Source organism: Pseudonocardia kunmingensis (assembly GCF_006716445.1).
In the GTDB taxonomy this organism is placed as follows: Bacteria; Actinomycetota; Actinomycetes; order Mycobacteriales; family Pseudonocardiaceae; genus Pseudonocardia; species Pseudonocardia kunmingensis.
The window spans coordinates 56,141-75,178 of record NZ_VFPA01000004.1 but is presented as its reverse complement, the minus strand read 5'-3'; the positions used below and the strand labels follow the sequence as shown (position 1 = coordinate 75,178).

General features: G+C 74.4%; 18 protein-coding genes and 1 tRNA gene. 12 read left to right on the top strand and 7 right to left on the bottom strand.

From position 1 onward, the window contains the following. Positions 1-13 precede the first annotated feature (13 nt). The 4 genes from FB558_RS30160 to FB558_RS30145 all read left to right on the top strand — a co-directional run bounded on the left by FB558_RS30160 (position 14) and on the right by FB558_RS30145 (position 3,507). Positions 14-532 carry an FtsB family cell division protein gene (locus FB558_RS30160; RefSeq protein WP_142059428.1) on the top strand — a complete coding sequence of 173 codons (519 nt, stop codon included), beginning with the start codon at positions 14-16 and terminating at the stop codon, positions 530-532. After that, a complete protein-coding gene (locus FB558_RS30155; RefSeq protein ID WP_142059426.1) occupies positions 529-1,023 on the top strand; it encodes a DUF501 domain-containing protein in 495 nt (164 codons plus the stop codon). Before FB558_RS30160 ends, FB558_RS30155 begins: the two co-directional genes overlap by 4 nt. Before the next feature lie 57 nt (positions 1,024-1,080). Then, a complete protein-coding gene (locus tag FB558_RS30150) occupies positions 1,081-1,686 on the top strand; it encodes a TetR/AcrR family transcriptional regulator (RefSeq protein WP_142059424.1) in 606 nt (201 codons plus the stop codon). Positions 1,687-1,761: 75 nt separating this feature from the next. Further along, complete coding sequence (locus FB558_RS30145) at positions 1,762-3,507, top strand: FAD-dependent monooxygenase (RefSeq protein ID WP_170231599.1); 1,746 nt, start codon at positions 1,762-1,764, stop codon at positions 3,505-3,507. On the opposite strand, the gene FB558_RS30140 is transcribed toward FB558_RS30145, so the two are convergent. The 3 genes from FB558_RS30140 to FB558_RS30130 all read right to left on the bottom strand — a co-directional run bounded on the left by FB558_RS30140 (position 3,453) and on the right by FB558_RS30130 (position 8,730). Beyond that, positions 3,453-6,398 (bottom strand): AfsR/SARP family transcriptional regulator, encoded by a 2,946-nt coding sequence (locus FB558_RS30140; protein WP_142059420.1) that lies wholly within the window; start codon positions 6,396-6,398, stop codon positions 3,453-3,455. The two genes, FB558_RS30145 and FB558_RS30140, sit on opposite strands and share 55 nt — an antisense overlap. A 52-nt stretch (positions 6,399-6,450) precedes the next feature. Next, positions 6,451-6,945, bottom strand: coding sequence for a hypothetical protein (locus FB558_RS30135; protein WP_142059418.1), 495 nt, complete (start codon positions 6,943-6,945; stop codon positions 6,451-6,453). A 162-nt stretch (positions 6,946-7,107) separates the two neighbouring features. Then, complete coding sequence (locus FB558_RS30130; protein WP_142060485.1) at positions 7,108-8,730, bottom strand: acyl-CoA dehydrogenase family protein; 1,623 nt, start codon at positions 8,728-8,730, stop codon at positions 7,108-7,110. 249 nt (positions 8,731-8,979) lie between these two features. On the opposite strand from FB558_RS30130, the gene FB558_RS30125 reads away from it, so the two are divergent. The 5 genes from FB558_RS30125 (at position 8,980) to FB558_RS30105 (ending at position 13,271) form a co-directional block, all read left to right on the top strand. Next, complete coding sequence (locus FB558_RS30125; protein ID WP_142059416.1) at positions 8,980-9,933, top strand: Ppx/GppA phosphatase family protein; 954 nt, start codon at positions 8,980-8,982, stop codon at positions 9,931-9,933. Positions 9,934-10,339: 406 nt separating this feature from the next. Further along, positions 10,340-11,050 (top strand): uracil-DNA glycosylase, encoded by a 711-nt coding sequence (locus tag FB558_RS30120; RefSeq protein ID WP_142060483.1) that lies wholly within the window; start codon positions 10,340-10,342, stop codon positions 11,048-11,050. A gap of 24 nt (positions 11,051-11,074) precedes the next feature. Then, a complete protein-coding gene (locus tag FB558_RS30115) occupies positions 11,075-12,436 on the top strand; it encodes an NAD(P)/FAD-dependent oxidoreductase (protein WP_142059414.1) in 1,362 nt (453 codons plus the stop codon). A gap of 141 nt (positions 12,437-12,577) precedes the next feature. Then, positions 12,578-12,650 (top strand) — tRNA-Leu (locus FB558_RS30110). Between the two features lie 81 nt (positions 12,651-12,731). Next, a complete protein-coding gene (locus FB558_RS30105; protein ID WP_142059391.1) occupies positions 12,732-13,271 on the top strand; it encodes a phosphoribosyltransferase in 540 nt (179 codons plus the stop codon). A gap of 141 nt (positions 13,272-13,412) precedes the next feature. On the opposite strand, the gene FB558_RS43500 is transcribed toward FB558_RS30105, so the two are convergent. Continuing rightward, on the bottom strand, positions 13,413-13,574 hold the full coding sequence (locus FB558_RS43500; protein ID WP_170231598.1) for a hypothetical protein: 162 nt from the start codon (positions 13,572-13,574) through the stop codon (positions 13,413-13,415). Between the two features lie 10 nt (positions 13,575-13,584). On the opposite strand from FB558_RS43500, the gene FB558_RS30100 reads away from it, so the two are divergent. Both FB558_RS30100 and FB558_RS30095 read left to right on the top strand, forming a co-directional pair. Beyond that, positions 13,585-14,187, top strand: a complete 603-nt coding sequence (locus FB558_RS30100; protein ID WP_142059389.1) for a P-loop nucleotide/nucleoside kinase family protein — start codon at positions 13,585-13,587, stop codon at positions 14,185-14,187. Continuing rightward, a complete protein-coding gene (locus tag FB558_RS30095; protein WP_142059387.1) occupies positions 14,171-14,803 on the top strand; it encodes a maleylpyruvate isomerase family mycothiol-dependent enzyme in 633 nt (210 codons plus the stop codon). Before FB558_RS30100 ends, FB558_RS30095 begins: the two co-directional genes overlap by 17 nt. 228 nt (positions 14,804-15,031) lie before the next feature. Here FB558_RS30095 and FB558_RS30090 read toward each other — a convergent pair whose 3' ends face one another. The 3 genes from FB558_RS30090 to FB558_RS30080 form a co-directional block, all read right to left on the bottom strand. Then, a complete protein-coding gene (locus tag FB558_RS30090; protein WP_142059385.1) occupies positions 15,032-16,945 on the bottom strand; it encodes an FAD-dependent monooxygenase in 1,914 nt (637 codons plus the stop codon). An 11-nt stretch (positions 16,946-16,956) separates the two neighbouring features. Beyond that, positions 16,957-17,847: a sigma-70 family RNA polymerase sigma factor gene (locus FB558_RS30085; RefSeq protein ID WP_142059383.1), complete on the bottom strand. Its 891-nt coding sequence runs from the start codon at positions 17,845-17,847 to the stop codon at positions 16,957-16,959. 78 nt (positions 17,848-17,925) lie between these two features. Next, positions 17,926-18,165, bottom strand: coding sequence for a hypothetical protein (locus FB558_RS30080; protein WP_142059381.1), 240 nt, complete (start codon positions 18,163-18,165; stop codon positions 17,926-17,928). A gap of 540 nt (positions 18,166-18,705) precedes the next feature. Here FB558_RS30080 and FB558_RS30075 point away from each other — a divergent pair. Further along, the gene (locus tag FB558_RS30075; protein WP_142059379.1) at positions 18,706-18,945 is read left to right on the top strand and encodes a DUF397 domain-containing protein; all 240 of its coding nucleotides are present in this window, start codon (positions 18,706-18,708) and stop codon (positions 18,943-18,945) included. Positions 18,946-19,038 lie beyond the last annotated feature (93 nt).

The window sequence follows — 19,038 nt, the reverse complement described above, 5'->3', positions numbered from 1 at the left end:
GGCGACGGGGGCCGTGGGGGACGAGCGGGCCAAGGCACGGGGGGAGCGCACGCGCCGCACCCCCCGGCCGCGGCGCTCGGGCACCGGCGCGTCGCGGCGCCGGAACCGGGAGCCGCGGCTGACGCGGGTGCCGCGTGCCCGCGGGGTGGTCGCGGCCACCACCGGGCTGCTCGGGCTGTCCTCCACGAAGCGGGCGGCCATCCTCGCGCTCGTCGTGTGCGCGCTCGCGCTCACCGTCGCGGTGCCGCTGCGCAACTACGTGGCCCAGCGCCAGGAGCTGGCGGCGGTGTCGGAGCAGCAGCAGGCGCTCGCGGCCGAGGTGGCGGAGCTGACCCGGGAGCGGGCGCGGCTGTCCGACCCGGCCGAGATCGAGGCGCAGGCGCGGTCGCGGCTCGGGTACGTGATGCCGGGGGAGGTCCCGTACGTGGTGCAGCTGCCGGCCGCGCCGGAACCGGCCCCGGCCACGGGGGCCGACGCCGGCGTCCCCTGGTACCACGTGCTGTGGCGAGAGGTGACGGAGGGACCGCGATGACGTCGGATCAGCAGGTCGCCGAGGAGGACGTCGCCGCGGTCACCGCGCAGCTGGGACGGACCCCGCGCGGCGTGCGCGAGGTGGCGCACCGCTGTCCCTGCGGCCTGCCTGCCGTCGTGCAGACCGCGCCGCGCCTGGCGGACGGCACCCCGTTCCCCACGCTGTACTACCTGACCTGCTCCCGGCTGAACTCCCGGATCGGCGGGCTCGAGGCGTCCGGGCGGATGCGGGAGATGACCGAGCGGCTCGCCGAGGACCCCGAGCTCGCCGCCGCCTACCGTCGCGCGCACGAGTCCTACCTGGCCGAGCGGGACGCGATCGAGCCGCTCGGCACCGGGGTCAGCGCGGGCGGCATGCCGGAGCGGGTGAAGTGCCTGCACGTCTGCGTGGCCCACGCGCTCGCCGCCGGGCCGGGGGTCAACCCGTTCGGCGACGAGGCGCTGGCCGAGCTGGGCGAGTGGTGGCGGGCGGGCCCCTGCGCCCACCCGTAGGGCGTCGAGCGGCGACCTGATCCGATCGAGGAAGGGCGCTCGTTCTAGTGTCGGGTGATGCCCCGCAGGCCACGGGAACACCTCGATGCGCGACGGCGGCAGATCCTCGACGCCGCGCGCCGCTGCTTCATCCGCAACGGGTTCCACGCCACGTCGATGCAGGACGTGCTCGCGGAGGCCGAGCTGTCCGTCGGCGCGGTCTACCGCTACTTCGCGAGCAAGGACGACATCATCGCCGCGATCGCGGGCGAGGCTCTCGCCGACGTCGCCCGCGCCTTCGACGCGCACGACGCCGAGGAGCCGCCCGGGCTCGACGACATCGTGGACCTCGTGCTGGCGGTCGAGAAGCCCCCGCTGGCCGGTTCGCCGGAGTCGGCGCGACTGCTGGTGCAGATCTGGTCCGAGGCGCTGCGCTCGCCGGAGCTGGCCGCACAGCTCGCCGACGTCATGGGAGCCACCCGGGCGGTGCTGGGAGGCCTCGTCGCCCGGCACCAGAGCCGCGGCCTGCTTCCCGGAGACGTCTCCGCCGAGCAGGTGGCCGACGTCCTGATCGCACTCGTCGACGGGTTCATGGTGCAGCGCGCGGTCCACGGCCACGCCGACCCCGTCGCGTTCCGCGACGGCCTCCGCGCGCTGATGTCGGGTCGCTCCGGGCTGGGCTGAGCGGGCGCATCTCCTTGACCGAGGGGGCGGATGCTGCTTCCGTATAAAGAACGAGCATTCGTTTTGGAGGTTGGGATGGGTGTGGGAGACGGGGTACTCGTCGTGGGGGCCGGGCCGACAGGACTGGTGCTGGCCGCCGAGCTGGCGCGGCGAGGTGTGCTCCCCCGGGTCGTGGACGCCGGGCCGGCGGATGTCGCGGAGAGCCGCGCGGTCGCGGTCGCGGCGCGGTCGCTCGAGCTGCTCGACGACCTCGGGCTCGCCGCGGCCGCGGTCGCGGAGGGGGTGCCGTTGCGGGCCCTGAACTTCTACCGCGGCACGCGTCTGGTGGCCGAGCTGGACACGACGGCCGTGGACTCACCGTTCCCCATGGACCTGTGCCTCGCGCAGTGGCAGACCACGCAGCTGCTGCGGGACCGGGTCGCCGAGCTGGGCGTGCAGATCGAGTGGAACACCCGCGTCGCCGCGCACGACGCGAGCGCGTCCGGCGTCTCCGTCGACCTCGTCCACGCGGACGGCGACACCGAACGCTGCCGGGTGGACTGGCTGGTGGGGTGCGACGGTTCCCGCAGCACCGTCCGGGACACGGCCGGCATCGGATGGAGGACAGCGGACCTGCACCGCGGCTTCATCCTCGGCGACGTCACGGCCCCGTGGGACCTGGCGCGCGACCGCTTCCACGTCTGGTTCGCCCGAGGCGGGCTCGTGGCGGCGTTCCCCATGCCCGGTGGCTACTGGCGGATCCTCGCCAGCACCCCGGACGACCGGCCGCCACGGCCACCGGGGCTGCCGCACTTCGCGGCCGCGGTCGCCGAGCGGACGCCCGCCGACCCGCGTCTGAGCGATCTGCGGTGGAGCTCCGCGTTCGTCGCCCGCGAGGGGCTGGCCGAGCGGTTCCGGGCGGGCCGGGTGCTGCTGGCCGGCGACGCGGCGCACAGCCACAGCCCGATCGGCGGTCAGGGGATGAACACCGGGATGCAGGACGCGTACAACCTCGGGTGGAAGCTCGCCCTGGTCGCCACCGGCCGCGCCGGCGCATCGCTGCTCGACAGCTACGGTGCCGAACGGCGACCCGTCGCGCAGACCGTCGTCAGGGCCACCTCGACGGCCACCCGTGTCGCCACCGGGAACGGCCTCGTCGCACGGCGGGCACGGCAGTACGCCCTCGGCATGCTCAGCCGGCTCAACACGGTGCAGCAGGGGTTCGCGAACGCCATCGGCGAGCACCTCGTGAACTACCGGGGGAGCGATCTCGTCGCGCAACAGTGGTCCTCCCCGCGGCGCAGGCCGTGGAGTGCGGGCGACGGCACCGGACCCGAGGCCGGTGAGGTCGTCCGGGATGCCTACCTCGAGTCGCGCTCCGGGCCGGTGGCGCTGCGTCACCTCCTGCGCGACCCGGGACACCACCTGGTCCTGTTCGCCGCGGACGAGGCCGACGCCCGCACCCTCACCGCGTGGAAGGCCGCCGCCGAGGAGGTCATGGCCGGTCACGGCCAGGTCCTGCTGGTCACCCGTGGTCATCTGCCGACGGCGCCCGTCGAGGCCGTCTTCGCGGACGTGCGCAGCGAGGCCCACAACCGCTACGGGGTTCGCCGGCCGAGCCTCTACCTGATCCGCCCGGACAAGTACGTGGCCCACCGCGTCGACGACGTCGACCTCGCCGCGGTCCGCCGCTACTTCCAGGTCCTCGCGGGGGCGCCCGCTCCACGGCCCGCCGGTCGAGCCGGTGCGCTCGATCCCCGCCATCGGGAAGGGGGCGACCGGCTCGATCAGACGGTGGCCGACGCCGGCAGCCTGCCACCGGCCAGCAGGATCGTGCGGTGAACGCTGCCTTCCTCCGCCTGCGGAGGCATGGCGGACAGCGCCCGCGCCCGCTCGAGGTGCTCCCGTGCCTCGGCATGGCGCCCCATCGCGAGGCAGCAGTGGCCGAGGCGGCCGCGGATCTCCTGCTCCAGCTCCGCGACGGCCTTGCCGGAGACCAGGTCGAGCGCTCGGCGGTGCAGGTCGAGTGCGGTGTCGAGGTCACCCAGCTCCTGCTCGGCGGCACCGAGCCGGGTGAGGCTGCCGGCGTGCAGCAGGACGTCCGCCACCTGCTCGCCGAGCTCGACGGCGCGGCGCAGGGTGGCCGCGGCGTCCGCCGGGCGTCCGAGCTGGAGCTGGACGCTGCCGACGTGGCCCAGCGACCTCCCCACCATCGCAGGGCTGCCGATCTTCTCGCCGACCGCGTGCGACTCGCTGAAGCACGAGAGGGCCTCCGCGAGGCGTCCCTGCACGAGGTGCACGTAGCCGAGGCTGGACATCGCCCGTTCGACGGCCCAGTCGTTCCCGAGCTCACGGGCCGCCCGCGCCGCCTCGGTGAGGTCGGCCACCGCACCGGTGTGCCGTCCGGCCATCGTGTCGATGACGACCAGCGCTCCCCGCGCCCGTACCTCCTCGCGACGGTCACCGCCACGTCGGCTGTGCTCGAGCGCGGCGGTGAACGAGGCGTACGCCTGCCGGTACCGACCCTGCATGCCCTGCGCGAAGCCGAGGCAGAAGCGCAGCGAAGGGCGCATCCGGGCGTCGGTGGCCTCCTCGACCCGCGACAGGGCGACCTCGACCGCCGCCCGGCACTCGTGGGCCCTGCGCCGGCGGACGAGGTAGTCCGCCAGGCCTTCCGCCATCCAGCAGGCCTCGTCCACGTGTCCCGCGGCCGCGGCGTGCGCGACCACATCGGCGAGGTCACCGGCGCGGTCCAGCCACGCCGTGGCGTCCGCCCGCCCGCGGAACGGCACCGCTCCCAGGTCGGGGCCGGTGGGGTAGCTCGCGGCACCCCATTCGCTCGCGAGCCGCCCGGCGGCGGTGTAGAGCCGGTACACCCCGCGCGTGGCCCGGGCGAACATCTCGGGGCGTTCTCCCGCAGCGAGCCGTCGGGCGTACACCGCGACCAGGTCGTGCAGCCGGTACCGACCGGCGGCGGGCTGTTGCAGGAGGCTCGCGTCCACCAGGTTCTCCAGCGCCCGCTCGGCCTCCGCCGCGGAGCAGCCCAGCATGGCGGCGAGCGCGAGCCGGTCGACCTCCGGCGCCGGTGACACGCCCAGCATCCGGAACGCCCGCCGATCGCCTGCGGGCAGCTGGCCGTACGACGTCTCGAACGCGGCCTCCACGCTGCGGTCGCCCGCGGACAGCCCGCCGAGCCGGCTCTCGTCGTCGACCAGCCGGGCCGTCAGGTCCCCGAAGGTCCACTCGGGGCGGGTCTGCAGCCGTGCCCCGGCGATGCACAGCGCGAGCGGCAGCCGCCCGCACAACTGCGCCAACCTGCGCACGGCGTCCTGCTCGCGCCCCGACCGGGACGCGCCGACGACGCGGTCCAGCAGTACCTGCGCAGCGTCGAGGTCGAGCGCGCCCAGGGTCACCCGCCGGTCGACGTCCAGCCCGGCAAGGCGTCGACGGCTGGTCACCAGCACGCAGCTGCCGGCTCCGGCCGGCAGCAACGGCCGGACCTGCTCGGCGCCGGACGCGTCGTCGAGCACCAGCACCAGGCGCAGCGACGCGCTCGCCGCCCGCCAGGACGCGGCCAGCTCGTCGACGTCGTCGGGGATGCCGCTGTCGTCCACACCGACCGACCGCAGCAGCCGGCGCAGCACGCGCTGCGGGGCGGGCGCCGTGCGGCCGCTGTGCCCGTGCAGGTCCACGAACAGGCAGCCGTCCGGGGACCGGGCGCGCAGCACCCGCGCCGCGTTCACCGCGAGCGCGGTCTTGCCCGCCCCGGCCACCCCGTCCACGGCGGCCGTGGTCACGGCGCTGTCGTCGAGCGGTCCGGTGAGCAGCGACAGCTCCCGGTCCCGACCGACGACCTCACCCACGTCGACCGGCAGCTCGTCGCGCGGGCGACCGGTCGGGCCCGCGACGGGAGTCCGCCGGACCGGATCGCGCCGCGGTGTGATCCCGAGCGCCGCGTCGTCCCCGCGCAGCACGGCCTGGTGGGCGCGCTGCACCTCATCGCCGGGCTCGACCCCGAGGTCCCGGACCAGCCGTTCGCGCAGCTCGGGGAGGACCTTCAACGCGTTCGCCGGGCGCCCGCCGCCGTACCGGGCGCGCACCAGGAGCGCGGCGAGCGGTTCGGTGTGCGGGTAGGCCTCGATCCACACCGACAGCTCGTCGATGGCCTCGTCGTAGCGGCCCGAGCGGATCTGCGCGTCCAGCTTGTCCTGCAGCAGCGCGATCCGCCGCTCCGTCAGCCGCCGCCGCTCCCCGACGGCGAACGGCCCCGGCAAGCCGGCCAGCGGCTCGCCCTCGAACAGCGCCAGCGCGGCGGTGTGGGCGTCGATCGCGGCGGCCAGGTCACCCGCTCGACGGGCCTCGCCCGCCTCGGCCGCGAACCCGTCCAGGTCCATCGTGTCCAGCCGCGCGGCGCCGCCGACGAAGCGGTACCCGCTCCGATCGCTGACGATCACCGACTTGGCGTCGACACCTGCCGACTGCAGGCACCGACGCAGGCGGAACACGTAACCCGGCATGTTCTTGACGCCGGAGCCCGGTGGCTCCAGCCCCCACACGCGGTCGAGCAGCTCCGCCTGGCTGGTGGTCACGTCCGGGCGCAGCGCCAGGGCCGCCAGCACCGCCTGCTGGCGGACCGGCCCCACGTCCAGCTCCGCGTCACCGAACCGGACGCGCAGCGGACCGAGCACGGCGAACCGGAGACGGCGGGCGTCCGGCGTGATCCGTCCGGGCACGGGCGGACCCTATCGAGTGGCCCCGAGGCCGGGACGAACCACATCCGGTCGGTCAGCCGGTGGCGTCCTGGAGCTGCCTGGTCAGCCGGGCGAGGACGTCGTCGCCGAACGACCCCGCCACCAGGACCGCCTCGTTCCCGTCGCCGCTCAGCCGGACGTCCAGGAGCTTGTCCCCCAGCCGGTTCGGGGTCACGGTCAGCGTCGGCCACCGGAAGGCCGTCGGCCGGCCTCCCGCGACCACGACGACCCCGCCGTCGAACAGGTGGACCTCGCGCTGGTTGCGGTAGAGCGCGACGGTGCCGAACATCTTGATCCCCGTCATCAGGAAGAACGGCAGCCCCAGCGCCAGCAGGAGCAGCCCCCAGTCCCCGACCCAGGCGAACACGAGCCACGCCACGCACAACGCCGTGAACACCGCGCTCGCCACGAGCCGGGTGGTGGAGACCGGGTGGCCGAGCTGCTGGGCCGACACGTGCCGGCCCAGCCCGCGTTCCGTCGCGAGAGCGAGGACCTGGGGCGACGGCGCGGGGTTCGGGGAAGCGCTCATCGCACCGCTTCTCGCGCAGGCGCAGTGACAACGACCAGTTCGCTCATCGGGGTTCCGTCCGTCCGGTGGGTTCCAGCGGTTTCAGCGCGGGACCGTAGGAGGCTGCGCTGGAAACTCGATGAAGCGACGATCGAGTGCTCGTCCGGCGGGGGAGGGAACCGCTCAGGGCGTGACGCGGGCGAGGAGCGCGCCGCTGTGCGACTCGGCAGGCAACGTGCCCGCGGTCCGCCACGGGCCGTCGGGTAGGAACCGGCTGGCCACGAACGCCCGTGCCACCTCGTCGGGCGCGTGGCGCAGCAGGAGCGAGCCCTGCAGGCACAGCGCCAGCATCTCGGCCAGGCGCCGGGCGCGGCGCTCCTCGCGGGCGCGCAGCTCGGTGCGCAGCTCCCGGACGCCGCGGTCGAACCATGAGTCGAGCCCGGACGCCGCCTCGAGCTCGGCGAACACGGCGTCGACGGAGTCGGGCTCGCGGGTGACGGCGCGCAGGACGTCGAGCGCGGTGACGCTGCCCGAGCCCTCCCAGATCGAGTTGAGCGGTGCTTCCCGGTAGAGCCGCGGCAGGCCCGACTCCTCGACGTAGCCGTTGCCGCCCATGCACTCCAACGCCTCCGCGACCACGGCCGGTGCCCGCTTGCAGACCAGGTACTTGGCCGCGGGCAGTGCGAGGCGCAGCAACGCCTTCTCGCCCCGGTCGACGGCGCCGGCCAGACGCAGCGCGAGTGCGGTGGCGGCCTCGGACTCGCAGGCGAGGTCGGCGATCACGGTCTGCATCAGCGGGGCGTCGGCGAGCCGGGTGCCGAAGGCGCTGCGGTGCGCGACGTGGTGCGCGGCCTCGGTGAGGGCGGCCCTGGTGAGCGCGGCGGAGCCGAGCACGCAGTCCAGCCGCGTCATCGACACCATCTCGATGATCGTCTGCACGCCGCGGCCCTCGTCGCCGAGGCGCCACCCCGTCGCGCCGGTGTACTCGACCTCCGCGGACGCGTTGGAGCGGTTGCCGAGCTTGTCCTTGAGCCGCTGCAGCCGGATCGCGTTGCGGGTGCCGTCGGGCAGCACGCGGGGCAGCACGAAGCAGGTGAGGCCGCCGGGCGCCTGCGCCAGCGTGAGGAACAGGTCGTTCATCGGCGCCGACGTGAACCACTTGTGCCCGACGAGGCGGTAGGTGCCCCCCGACGTCGCCGTGGCCGTCGTCGTGCCGGCCCGGACGTCGGAGCCGCCCTGCTTCTCGGTCATCGACATCCCGGCGAGCAGGCCCGCCTTCGTCGACGGCTCGGCCAGGCCGAACTCGTAGCTCGTGGACCGCAGCCCGGGTTCGTACCGCGCCGCGAGCTCCGGGTCGTGGCGCAGTGCCGGTACGGCGGCGTAGGTCATGGAGACGGGGCAGCCGTGGCCCGCCTCGAGCTGGCTCATCAGGTAGAAGCCCGCGGCGCGGGCGACGTGCGCTCCGGTGCCCGGCTCGGCCACCCACGGCGCCCCGTGCAGGCCCCACCCCACCGCGGTGCGCATCAGCCAGTGCCACGAGGGGTGGAACTCGACCTCGTCGACGCGGTGGCCGTACCGGTCGTGGGTGTGCAGCCGCGGCGGGTTGGCGTCGGCGAGCCGGGCGTGCTCGCGCGCCTCGGCGGAGGCGACGAGACCGGCCAGCTGCCGCAGCGCGGGCAGTGCGTCCGGTGCGCCCTCGCGGGCGACGGCGTCGGCGAGCGCCGGGTCGCAGGCGAGCAGGTCGGCCCCGGCGAGCGGCGGCGGCTGGTTCTCGACGAGGTGGGTGCGCCCGTCGCCCGGCTGCAGCGGCGGCTCTACGTTCCGGGGCCCGGCGCCGGTCGGGGCATGGGCCGGGCGCCCGTTGCGCCGCGACTGCGCGGGGATCGCGGGTGGGTGCCCGGAGGGCTCGCGCACGGCCGGGACGGGACCGGCCGGAGCGGCCCGCCCCGGCTCCTGCCTCTGCGGATCCACCACGTGGCGAGGGTAGCCGTCGGGCGCCGGTTCGGGGTGCTCCGCGCCGCGTACGGTGATCGGTGACCGACGACAGGAGGACCAATGTCGCGCGTGGCCGCCATCGACTGCGGGACGAACTCGATCCGCCTGCTCGTCGCCGACGTCACCACCGGGTCGGACGGGGTGCCCGCGCTGCGCGACGTGCACCGCGAGACCCGCATCGTCCGGCTCGGGCAGGGAGTCGACGCCACCGGCGAGCTGGCCCCCGAGGCGCTGGAGCGCACCCGAACCGCACTGGCCGACTACACCGCCGTGCTGCGGCGCAAGGGCACCGAGCGGGTGCGGATGGTCGCCACCAGCGCCACGCGGGACGCCCGCAACCGCGACGACTTCTTCGGGATGGTCCGCGCGACGCTCGGCGCCGACGCCGAGGTGATCTCCGGTGACGAGGAGGCGCAGCTCTCGTTCACCGGTGCGGTGGGCGACCTCGACCCGGACGACGGCCCGTTCGTCGTGGTCGACGTGGGCGGCGGCTCCACGGAGCTCGTCGTCGGCACGATCACCGACGGCGCGGCCGCCGTGCAGGCCGCGCGCTCGGTCGACATCGGCAGCGTCCGGATCACCGAGCGGTGCCTGCATGGCGACCCGCCCGGCCCCGACGAGGTCGCGCAGGCGCGCGAGCTGGCCACTCGGATCCTCGACGACGCGTTCGCCGCCGTGCCCGTCGAGGGCGTGCGCACCTGGGTGGGCGTCGCCGGCACGATCACCACGCTGTCCGCCGTGACCCAGGGCCTGCACGAGTACGACCCGGACGCCGTGCACCTGTCCCGGCTCCCGCGCGCCGACCTGCACCGGGTGGCCGAGGAGCTGCTGGGCACGTCCCGCGAGGAGCGCGCGCAGCACGCGGCGATCCACCCGGGCCGCATCGACGTCATCGGCGGCGGCGCGCTGATCGTCGACGTGCTGGCGGCGGAGCTGCACGACCGCGCCGGCGTCACCGAGCTCGTGGTGAGCGAGCACGACATCCTCGACGGCATCGCCCGCAGCATCGCCTGACCCCGCGAGTCCCCCATTCGAGCAGGGCGAGTCTCCCGTCCCGACAGGGCGAGTCTCGCGTTCTGGCCGGGCGAGTCTCCCGTCCCGACAGGGCGAGTCTTTCGTTCTGACCGGGCGAGTTTCTCGTCCGAGCGCGCGTCGCACGCGGTCCGGCGGACGAGCCGTCCGTCGATGCACAGCTCGGCCCGACGACGCGCGGAGCTCGCCCTGCCGAACGCCGGAATCGCCCTGTTGAAACAGGAGACTCGCCCTGTTCGAACGGGAGACTCGCGCTGTCGGTGTGGGGGACTCGCCCTGTCAGAACGGGGGACTCACGGGGGCAAGGGGCGTGCGTAGCGTGTGGGGCGTGGTGACCAGGTCGTCGGTGGGCGGTGCGGGCGTCTCGCCGGCCGCCACGTTCGCGACGGTGGGCGAACTCGACGCTGCCCTCGTCGACTGCCGCGCCTGCCCGCGGCTGGTCGCCTGGCGCGAGCAGGTGGCCCGGGAGAAGCGGGCGGCGTTCCGGGACCAGGAGTACTGGGGGCGCCCGGTGCCCGGCCTGGGCCCGGCCGACGCATCGCTGCTGATCGTCGGGCTCGCCCCCGCGGCGCACGGCGCGAACCGCACCGGCCGCATGTTCACCGGTGACCGCTCCGGGGACGTGCTGTTCGCGGCGATGCACGCGGTCGGGCTGGCCACCCAGCCCACCGCGGTGCACGCGGGCGACGGGCTCGAGCTGGTCGGCACCCGCATCACCGCCCCGGTGCACTGCGCCCCGCCGGACAACAAGCCGACCCCCGACGAGCGGGAGCGTTGCGGCGGGTGGCTGCGCGCCGAGCTGGCGCTGCTGCGGCCGCGGGCGGTCATGGTCCTCGGCGGGTTCGGGTGGCAGGCGCTGCTGCCAGTGCTCGCCGACGCCGGATGGGCGGTGCCGCGGCCCCGGCCGAAGTTCGCGCACGGGGCGCACGTGGAGCTGCCGGGTGAGCGCGGCCCGCTGCACCTGTTCGGCTGCTACCACGTGAGCCAGCAGAACACCTTCACCGGGCGCCTGACGCCCGCGATGCTCGAGCAGGTGCTCGACCGCGCGGCGCAGGCGGCCGGGGTATCCAGGCTCACCCCTGGGAGGGAGGTGTCGTGACCTGCCCAGTGGGAACATGAGGGCATGGCGCGCAACACGCGGATCGTCGTCGTCGGTGGTGGCTACGTCGGCATGTACACCGCACTCGGGCTGCAGAAGAAGCTGCGGCGGGGTGAGGCGGACGTCACCGTGATCGACCCGCAGCCGCACATGACCTACCAGCCGTTCCTGCCCGAGGCCGCGGCCGGCTCCATCGAGCCGCGCCACGTGGTCGTGCCGCTGCGCAAGGTGCTGCGCAAGTGCCACCACATGACCGGCAGGGTCACGGCGATCGACCACTCGGCGCGCGAGGTCACGGTCGAGCTCGCCGCGGGCAACGTCACCACGGTGGGCTACGAGGTGCTCGTGGTCGCCCCCGGCTCGGTCGCCCGCACGCTGCCGGTGCCCGGCCTCGCCGAGTGCGGCATCGCCTTCAAGACCGTCGGTGAAGCGATCTACCTGCGCAACCACGTGCTGTCCCGGTTGGACGCCGCGTCCACCACGATGGATCCGGACCTGCGCAGCCGGCTGCTGTCGTTCCTGGTCGTCGGCGGCGGTTACGCGGGCATCGAGGCGCTCGCCGAGCTGCAGGACATGGCCCGCTACGCCACCCGCTACTACGAGAACATCTCCCCGGACGACCTGCGCTGGGTCCTCGTGGAGGCCGCCGGGCGGATCATGCCCGAGGTCGGCCCGCGGATGGGGCGCTACACGGTCGAGCGCCTGATCGACGCCGGGATCGAGGTCTACCTCGACACCCGCGTGAAGACGATGGAGGGCGGCCACGTCGTCCTCGACGACGGCACCGAGTTCGACACCGACACGATCGTCTGGACGGCCGGGGTCAAGCCCAACCCGATGCTCGAGCACACCGACCTGCCCCGCGACGCCCGCGGGCGGGTGGAGTGCACGGCGGAGCTGCAGGTCGTCGGCATGCCGGACGTGTTCAGCGCCGGTGACTGCGCCTCGGTGCCCGACCTGTCGAAGGACGACCCGGAGGCCCGCACGAGCCCGTCGGCCCAGCACGCGGTGCGGCAGGCGAAGGTGCTGGCCGACAACGTGGTGGCGCACCTGCGCGGGCGGCCGCTCACGAAGTACAAGCACAGCTACGCGGGCTCGGTCGCGAGCCTTGGCCTTTACAAGGGCGTGGCGGAGATCTACGGCGTCAAGCTGCGCGGCCCGGTCGCCTGGTTCATGCACCGCACCTACCACGTGAGCCGGATGCCCACCTGGAACCGCCGCATCCGGATCGTCCTCGACTGGACCGGCGCCCTGCTGATGGGCCGCGAGGTCGTGCCGCTCGGGCAGATCATGGACCCGAAGGCCGACTTCAGCCGAGTCGCGGGCGCCCCGAAGCCGCCGGCCCCGCGCACGGAGCCCGCGCCCCCGGTGTCCAAGGGCGCCTGACCCCCGATCCGCTCGCGAAGATCCGCGGTATCGGTTGCTCATCGTCGTGGTGACAGCAATGGGCAACCGATACTCGCGATCACGGGCGGGACCGCGAACATGAACGCCTGGTCGCGGTCGCCGTAGGCTGACGCCGGCACGGCCCCCGTAGCCCAACGGCAGAGGCAGGCCCCTTAAAAGGGTCACGGTGTGGGTTCGAATCCCACCGGGGGCACCGGGTAGCCACCGCTGTTCGCCGGTCTGCCCCACGGCGATCACGGCGTCTCAGCGTGCGTCGTGCGCCTACTGTCGCGCGGTGACCGCTGCCGCTCGCACCGCCGTCCTCCGTCATTTCCGGTGGGAGGGCGCCCACGCTGACGTCTGGCGCATCTTCGCGGACGCAGAGGGACTCCAGGCTGTGGTCGACGGCCTTGCCGATCCCTGGCGCGGGTCCGGCGTGACACACGTCATCGGTATCGAGTCGCGGGGCTTCCTGCTCGGCGGCGCCTGCGCGGTGGCCCTCGGCGTCGGCTTCGTCGCGATCCGGAAGGAGCACGGCCTCCTGCCGGGATCGAACAAGGTGACTGCGCGCTCGGATGCCGACTACCGCGGGAACCGGCCCGTCCTGCGGATGCAGCGTGTGGTGGGTGCCACGGATCGGGTCCTGCTCGTGGACGACTGGGCCGAGCGAGGCAGCCAGGCCAGGGCGGCAGCTCAGCTCGTCGGGGCCTGCGGTGCGGTCTTCCTGGGGATGTCGATCATCGTCGACCAGCTCGAGGCGGGCGTGCGCGCAGGTCTTGGTCGCGTGACTTCCATCGTGACCGCCGACGAGCTGGGCGACTCCGCGTTTGCCTGACGCAGTACGGAGCAAACGGGGTGTCGACCAACGCGCCCCTGTGGCGTCGTGCCGAATGCGTGCCGATCTTCTCGTCCGCCGGCCCACCGTCGTCCCTCGCGGCCATGGAACGGCCGGCCACGGGAGGGGGCCGCATCCGAGTCACTCCTGCCGGGCGCCGAGCACCCGCTGGACGAGGTCGTGCTCGGCCCGGGTGTACGCCTCACGGTCCTCGCCGTCCCGCGCGATCCGTACCGCGCCGGATGGGTCGGACGCGTAGCGGTCCGCATCCTGGTTGGCTACCGGCGTGACCTCACTTCCCACGCTCGTCGTCGTGAGCGGCCCTCCTGGAGCCGGCAAGACCACGCTCGCTCACGCGATCGCCCGGGCCGTCGGTTGTCCGGCGATCTGCCGCGACGAGATCAAGGAAGGGATGGTGCACGCCACCCCCGGTGTCGCCCCCGGCCCTCGCGACGAGCTGAGCATGCGCACCCTCCCGACGTTCTTCCAGGTCATCGAGCTCCTGCTGCGGGCGGGCGTGACCACCGTGGCGGAGGCGGCGTTCCAGGACCGGCTGTGGCGTCCTGGGCTGCAGCCGCTCCGGCGCCTCGCGCGGATCCGCATCGTGCACTGCACCGTCGCCGCCGAGGTTGCCCTGGAGCGCCGGGTGCGGCGGATGGACGACGACCCGTCGCGGCGGGCGCACGACGTGTCCCGGCCCGACGACGCGGTCGCGGAAGCGGCGCGCCACGATGCGTTCGACCGCGTCTCGATCGATGCTCCGTGGCTGGAGGTCGACACCACGGACGGGTACGAGCCCGGGTTCGAGACGATCGCGGCCTTCGCCCGTGAGGGCTCCGATCCCGCTCATGCTCGCGGGACGCCGATGAATCTGCGCGCGCCGCTGCGTCCCACCGGACATGACCCACACCCGTGACGCCCTGCAGGACCTGACCCGCGCCGCCCGCGCCGACCTCGCCGAGGACCTCGCCGACCTGACGGATGCCGAGTGGGCGAGGCCCTCGTTGTGCACCGCCTGGACCGTGGAGGAGACGCTCGCGCACCTGACCGCCGCCGCGCACATGACCCCGTTCCGCTGGGTCCTGAGCATGGTGGGGGCCGGCTTCCGCCCGGACGTGCACAACCGGCGCCGCCTCGACGAGCACCGCGGCGCGACGCCCGCCGAGACCCTCGCCCGGTTCCGGGCGGCGGCCTCCCGCACGACGGCGCCGTCCGGGCACGCGGCCGCTTGGCTGGGCGAGGTGCTGGTGCACGGCCAGGACATCCGCAGGCCGCTGGGGCTCACCCGGCCGCCGTCGGTCGAGGCCGCCACCGCGGTCGCCGCCTTCTACGCGTCGCGCAACTTCGCGGTGAACAGCCGGTCGGTGGCCGTGGGGCTGCGCCTCGAGGCGACGGACGGGCCGTTCCGCAGCGGTGACGGGCCGTCGGTGCGGGGGAGCACGGAGGCGCTCGTGATGGTCCTCGCCGGGCGGCGCGCCTACCTCGACGAGCTCACCGGCGACGGCGTGCCCGCGCTGCGGCAGCGGATCTAGTGGTCCCCGCCGGCCGTTCCCGCCCTGCGCAGGCGCGCGTTCCGGAACGGCTGGGCCGCACCGGCCGCCCCGCGCGGGTGGGAGCGCAGGCCCGCCCCCGTGCGCTGATCGTTCCGAGGTCCGGCTCGACGCCCTCGCCGGGGCGCGGAGCTCGATCTCGGAACGATCGATCGGTTCGAGATCCACCGGATCGCCCCGAGGAGGGCGGTCGGCCCGACCTCGGACCGATCACCGCGTCCCGGTGCGGATCGAGCGGGGTGCGGGGACCAGGACGTCGCCGAAGAAGCCGGCGAGCGCCTCGTGCCCGTCGAGGGGCAGGACGTGCGCGACGTACTGGTCGGGGCGGACGACGACGACGCAGCCCGCGTCCCGGTCCACGCCGCGCAGGTCGAAGACGTCGGCCGCAGGGTCGGGGCAGAACGCCTTCTCGTAGTCGACGAGCCCGAACCGGCCCTTGCGCGGCAGCAGGACCGGCGGAAGCGCCTCGACCGTCAGCTCGCGGTGCCCCTGCTGGAGCACGGCCCGCACGTCGATCACCGAGTCGGGGTCGGCGCCGGGTGGGGTCGACCGGCTGATCGGCGAGGCGCCCGAGGCGAGGAACGCGCACAGGTCCCGGAACGGGGAGTCCCCGGCCGTCGGGTCCGAGCGGTCGGCGAAGACGTAGAGCCGCCAGGCGCCGTCCGCGCGGGCGACGTGCCCCAGGTGCAGGCGCTTGGCATCGGCCAGGCGGACCACCGGCGCGGAGTGGAACCGCATCCCGACCGGGAACCCCTCGGCGAGGTGCTGCGCCGGCGCCGCAGCCGTGATCATCGACGGGGCGTACCGGACCGCGACCCCCGCCGTGAAGTGCCCCTGCGCGCGGAAGTACCGCTGGAACTCGGCGGGGTCGCCGCCGGTGGACCCGTCGGGGCGGGCGCGGAACAGCGCGGAGAACTCGCGGTCGAAGTCGATGAGCTGCCGGGCGACCTCCTGGCGCTCCGCCGTGTAGGTGTGCAGCAGTTCCGGCCGCGCCGTGCCCCGCAGCACGGACGCCAGCTTCCAACCGAGGTTCCAGGCGTCGGCCATCGAAACGTTCATCCCCTGGCCTGCCTTCGCACTGTGCGTGTGGCAGGCATCGCCCGCGATGAACACCCGGGGGAGGCGGCCGCCGGTCTCCTCGGCCGGGACGTCGTCGAACCGGTCGCAGAGGCGTTGGCCGATCTCGTACACCGCCCACCAGCCGACGTCGCGCACCTCGAGCGTGTACGGGTGCAGGATCCGGTTGGCCACCGCGACCAGTTCCTCCGGCGTGGCGCCGCGGCGGAGCATCTCCGCGTCGCGGACGCCGTCCAGCTCGACGTAGAGCCGCACCAGGTACCCGCCTTCGCGCGGGATGACGAGGATGCTGCCCGTCTCGGCGGTGATGGCGGACTTCAACCGGATGTCGGGGAAGTCGGTGACCGCCAGCACGTCCAGCACTCCCCAGGACTGGTCGGTCCGGTCCCCGACGAGCTCGCGACCGATCGCCTCGCGGGTGCGGCTGCGCGCGCCGTCGCACCCGACGACGTACCGGGCCCGGATCGTCGACACCTCCTCGGTGCCCAGGTGCCGCACGGTGACGGTGACGGGGTGCTCGGCGCCGGCCGGGTCGAGACGGACGTCGTCGACGCGAACGCCGTAGTGCGGCTCCGCTCTCGTGGCCGAGCGCCGCACGTACTGGCGCAGGTGCTCGAGCAACCGCGCCTGGTTGAGGATCACGTGCGGCATCTCGGACAGGTCCTCCTCGACGTCCTCGATGCGGCCGGTGCGCACGATCCTGGTGCGGTCCTGCGGATCGGGGCGCCAGAACGTGACCTCGTTGACCGCGTACGCCTCCTCGACCAGCCGGTCCGCCAGCCCGAACGCCTCGAGCACCTCGAGGGTGCGGCACGCGACGCCGTCGGCCTGCCCCACCTCGAGCGGCCCGGGCCTGCGGTCGACGAGGACCGTCCGGATCTCCGGGAAGCGGGACAGCTGCGCGGCCAGCAGCAGGCCGGCCGGCCCGCAGCCGACGACCAGCACGTCCGCCTCCCCGGGCAGGCCCGCGGGTCGCGTCCGGACCGACGGGTGCGGGTCCTCGACGAGCGGATCGCCGGGACGGTAGCCGTCGAGGTAGAACTGCATGATCGCGTTCCTCAGCTCCCGGGCGCCGCGAGCTCCAGCGCGCGGAGGCGGTCGGGCTCGGCGATGATCTCGATCCCGCTGATGCGGCCCTCGCTGATCGTGAACGTGAGCACCAGCCGCAGCCGGCCGTGCGGGGCCATGGCGAGGCCGACCGTCCCGTCCACCAGCACGGGTCCGGTGAACCGGGCGCGCGCGGCGGCGACGACCGCGCCCCGGGCCACCGCGTCGGCACCGCGCACGACCAGGGGCTCGGGGGTGGGGCCGGCCGCGGCGTCGGCGTGCAGCACGACCTCCGGATGGAGCAGGCCGACCAGCGCGTCGAGGTCGCCGCCGCGGACGGCGGCGAGGAAGGCGTCGACGACGCGGCGGCCCAGCGCCGGATCGGCCTCCGGCGCGTGCCCGTCCCCCTGGACGCGACGGCGGGCGCGGCTCGCGAGCTGGCGGACGGCGGCGGGGGAACGCTCCAGCACCGGGGCGATCTCGTCGAAGGGCACGGCGAACAGGTCGTGCAGCACGAACGCGACCCGCTCGGCGGGCGTCAGCCGGTCCAGCACCACCAGCAGCGCCACCCCGACCTCGTCGGCCAGCACGGCCTCGTGCTCGGGGTCGTGCCGGCGAGCGTCGCCCGGGGCGGTGGCCCGCTCCGGTCCGGGGGCGTCGAGGGGCTCCTCACGCCGATGCGCCCGCGCGCGCAGGGTGTTCAGGCACACGCGCGTCACGATCGTGGTCAGCCAGCCACCGAGGTTCTCGACGCCTGCGGTGCCTGCCCGGTCCGCGCGGAGCCAGGCCTCCTGCAGCGCGTCGTCGGCCTCGGCGAGCGAGCCGAGCATCCGGTACGCCACGGCCTGCAGGTGACCCCGGTGCTCCTCGAACCCGTCCGTCAACCGACCGCCCTCGTCCACGGCCACATCCTCCCGCCGCCGCGCGGAGCGGCTGCGGGGCCCCGGACCGGTCGGGTGATCAGGGCTTGCGGGTGACGGCTACCGCCGGGTGCCGGGCTGGCGGAGCCGCTCCATCTCCTTGCCGATCTCCCACAGCCGGCAGGGCCAGACCGGCGCCGCCGTGGTGGGGAACCGGCAGCCCCGGCAGTGGCCGGTGGCGTCCGGACTGTGCTCGGAGAGGATGTGGCGCACCGCCGAGGCGCTCATCGTGGCGGCGAGGACCTCGGCGATGCTGTGGATCTGGTCGTTGGACTCGCGGGCCACCGGTGGCGCCCCCATCACACGAGCTCGTCGTCGGGTCGACCGGCAGGCCGCGCGGGTCGACCGCGTTCCTGTCCCGCTCGTGAGCTCCCCCTCGCCGTTCCGCCCAACACCGCTGCTCCTCTCGCCGGTGCGCTCCGTGCTCACCGGTGCTCTGCCGAGTGCCCGGCCCACGTGCGGCTCGGGCGCGACGAGACCGGAACGCTCGTCAGGCGGCGGATGCCACCCGTTCCCCTGTCCGTGTGCCGACAGTGAGATGCCGGACACACAGAGCAGTGTGGCCCCAACGGGCTGCAGATGCAACCTGTGTCTGCACGTGCACGCGTGCACGTGCAGCTGCAGCCTGCACGTGCAAGCGATCGTGCAGGGTAGCGGGCGCCGTCAGGACGGTGATGCACCGAACGGCACTGGTCAGAGCCCTGGACGCCCGATCGGGTAGACCCGATCGGGTGCCGCTTGCCACCCGCATCTGCGCGATCCATATGCACGTGCATATGCAGCTTGCTACCGTGTGCACGCGAGGGCCCCTTTCGGCTCCCCATCGGAAAGGTGATCGAGATGACCAACGAAGAGCGCACCGTCGTCCCGGCGCTGCAGGTCGAGGGCGCCGATTGGCGGAAGAGCACGTTCAGCGGGCAGCACGCCTGCGTCGAGGTCGCGATGCTGGACGGTGGGCAGGTGGCGGTGCGCCACTCGCGTCAGCCGGCCGGTCCCGCGCTCGTCTTCACCCCCGACGAGTGGTCGGCGTTCCTGCAGGGCGCCTGGCACGGCGAGTTCGGCCGGCGCCCCGCGAACTGACCGAGGCGGCGCGCGTCCGCGCGTCGCCTCTGCTCGCGACCCGTTCCGCTCGCGTGCCCCGACGAGGGGGCGTGGGTCGAGCCGGGTCGCGTC